General features: G+C 35.0%; 2 protein-coding genes. One reads left to right on the forward strand and one right to left on the reverse strand.

All coding sequences use genetic code 11. The features are described 5' to 3' along the window. The coding region (locus AC3DU7_RS30810) for a M10 family metallopeptidase C-terminal domain-containing protein (protein WP_488043044.1) at positions 1–1163 on the reverse strand (1163 nt) is incomplete at its 3' end. 786 nt (positions 1164–1949) lie between these two features. Here AC3DU7_RS30810 and AC3DU7_RS30815 point away from each other — a divergent pair. Next, positions 1950–2087, forward strand: a complete 138-nt coding sequence (locus tag AC3DU7_RS30815; protein ID WP_488043045.1) for a hypothetical protein — start codon at positions 1950–1952, stop codon at positions 2085–2087. Positions 2088–2598 lie beyond the last annotated feature (511 nt).

Here is a 2598-nt window from a genome sequence, read left to right on the forward strand (position 1 = left end):
TTAAAACCTGCTGTTAAACTAACAACTTCACTCTCTGTATTAATAGTACCAATTATCGTCGGGTCGGAAGTAATTCCATCACTATCATCCTCTCCCGTATCGTTTAATAATTCAGCCGAAATTACCGGTACTTCTACATCAGAATTTAAACCTAAAACATCAGCCAAAAAACTTTCATTATCGACAACATCATCAGCTAATCCTTGTAACCTGACAAGAGATATAGCTCTTCCGCGACCCCCACCATTTCGATAGATATTAACAGCAGGATCTCCACGATTAGTTCCCAAACCTATATAACCGGATGCTACTGGGTCATCCCCTGTAAAACCTATCCTATCTAATACCCCAGTGAAATCAATTTTATCCTGACCTAATTCAAAGTCAGTAATAATATCTATCCCGTCCATAGGACTAACAGTGGTATAAACAAATGTATCCTTGCCGTCTCCTCCTGTCAAGGTATCTATTCCTAGAAAACCCGTTATGGTATCGTTACCATCCGTACCTACTAAGTTATCCCGACTGCGAGTACCATCAATATTATTTACTTCAATAGAATTACTATCTATTAATACTTCTGTTAAGAAATTTTCATTTTCTCTGGCATCAGACCCTAACTCTCGCAGGGTAATAACAGGAATATGCCCCGCCCTACCATCTTTACCATCTTGGTCAATAGTTATTATTGCATCTGTACGATTACGATTAGTTCGCCAACCTACATGACCGGATGCTACTGGGTCATCTCCTGTAAAACCTATGGCATCTAGTAGCTTAGTGAAATCAATTTTATCTTGACCTACTTCAAAGTCAGTAATAATATCTTTACGGTCTCTCATACTGGTGTAGACAAATATATCCTTGCCATCTCCTCCTGTCACGGTATCTGCTCCTAGAAAACCCGTTATGATATCGTTACTATCCGTACCTACTAAGTTATCCCGACGGTGAGTACCATCAATATTATTTACTTCAATTTCCGAGATTAATTGTGAAGCTATCAAGAGTGTTTCATCATCTACGGGCGATGGTACAGTAAATGTGTCCTCGGAGCTTAATAATGGTTGAGGAAAATTGAACTCATTGTCGTTGTTGTTAACTAAACCAGAAACAGTTAATGAGTCAGTCTTAAAAATGTTTAATTCATCATTTGATAACATAATTTATCACACCCTCTCAATAAATTAAATGTAAAAATTTGAGCTGAAAGCAGACTAAATAAATCTGGGAAATTCTGTCACTCTGTTAGTTAAAAATATGAATCAGTAAAAATGTATATTCCGTTTTCATAAGGTAGACTACAAAGTTTCTCTTTTCAGCCAAAATCTCTGTATTCTATTGTTAATGAAAACGGCTATATTAGCTGTCTACTTTTAGTCAAAGTATATAGATAAAAACGTAAGCATTTCCTGCGAAATGCTGCGCAAACAGTTATTAGCAGTCAGCTCTCAGCAACAATAATCTCTTAATATAAGACAGTATTTAATATTAATATAGACTTTAAGAGCAAAGGAGCAAACTTTTGTAGTAAGACAATTAATAAAGCTTTTTTCCTAAGCTAAGAGCAATAGCTGATAGCTGATGGCTGACTGCTGAATGCTTACATTAAAACTAATAGTAGTAGGCAGATAATTCCTACACAAAAATACTCTCTACCTGAAGTATTTAATGCTTACTAAATAATATTTTTTAGTGACAATCAAATACTATCAAATCAATTGAATTTTTGACAATTAGTAATTTCCACAATTTTTTTAATTAATTAATTGAAGTACATCCAACGAAATACAGTTACAGGATATTTAGGGCAAATGATGTACAGGGTAAATGGTGAAAACATTGTAGTGCTACCATCTTGCCCGCTTGGGTATACCTCATAAAGTCGCAAAGTGCTATAAGTCTAAGATTAATTACATTTAATACCTCTAGTAAAATACTTAATATAAATGGCTGAAAAAATAGTGAGTTATTTCAGTTATCAATATAATTTCTGGCTTTTGTTTGTGAAAATTTTTCTCAATGGGCGAGACGATCAAAAATTAATGAATAATGGGCAATGGATAGTTATTTTTGTTTCTTTATAAATTGCTACAAAAGTCGTATAAAAATCTAATTGAGGTGGGATATATAAGTTCTAGATGTATAGATAAATTACGGCTTGTGCCTAGATTAAAAGGCAGGTGATTTTTTAACGAAGTCAGAAGTTATTTTTGTAACTGGTATTTGAGCTTTGCTCCAAAAATATTTCGCCTTAAAAGGTAAGCATTTCCTACGGAATGCTGCGCAAACAGCTATTAGCAGTCAGCTAGCCTCCTACGGAGGAACTGCGGACTTCAGCAACAAGACTCTCTACTTAAAGGACGGTGTTTAAATTAACAACTGACTTTAAGGGCAAGGGAGGCAACTTTTGTAGTAAGACGGTTCATAAAGCTTTTCTCCTAAACTAAAAGCAATAGCTGATAGCTGATGGCTGACGGCTGAATGCTTACCTTAAAAGGCAGGGTTTTAGACCCATATTATTGTGATAAAAATTAATGTAAAATTATTATCAGTATCTTGAGTTTGTCTGCGTTCTCCTGAAAAGGATCTGGCTAG

Source organism: Okeania sp. (genome assembly GCF_983059655.1).